General features: G+C 77.4%; 1 protein-coding gene. It reads left to right on the forward strand.

Features of this window, described 5'->3' with window-relative positions; all coding sequences use genetic code 11:
• A partial coding sequence (locus RM540_RS16355; protein WP_311666100.1) for an HDOD domain-containing protein occupies positions 1–327 on the forward strand: 327 nt, incomplete at both ends.

Here is a 327-nt window from a genome sequence, read left to right on the forward strand (position 1 = left end):
CGCTGCTCGGCCCGGTCACAGTCGTCGGCTTGGCGGCCGGCATGGGGATGGCCCGGCTCTCCCCACTCGTGACGGCGCGTGCGCGGGCCGTGGCCGACCGGATCATCCGCCACAGCTTGGCGTCGGCGTACCTCGCCCGGGCGCTCGTCGGGAGCGACCCCACCCGCGCGGCGCTCGCGGGGGGCGGGGCGTACACGGCGGGGCTGCTGCACGACCTGGGCAAGCTCGTCCTCCTCCACAGCTTTCCCGACGAGGCCGCCGCCCTCTACGGCGACCGCGCCCTCGACGCCGTCGTCGCCGCCGACGACGGCCGCGAGCACGAGCGGC

This window comes from Rubrivirga litoralis, assembly GCF_031846415.1.
In the GTDB taxonomy this organism is placed as follows: Bacteria; Bacteroidota; Rhodothermia; order Rhodothermales; family Rubricoccaceae; genus Rubrivirga; species Rubrivirga litoralis.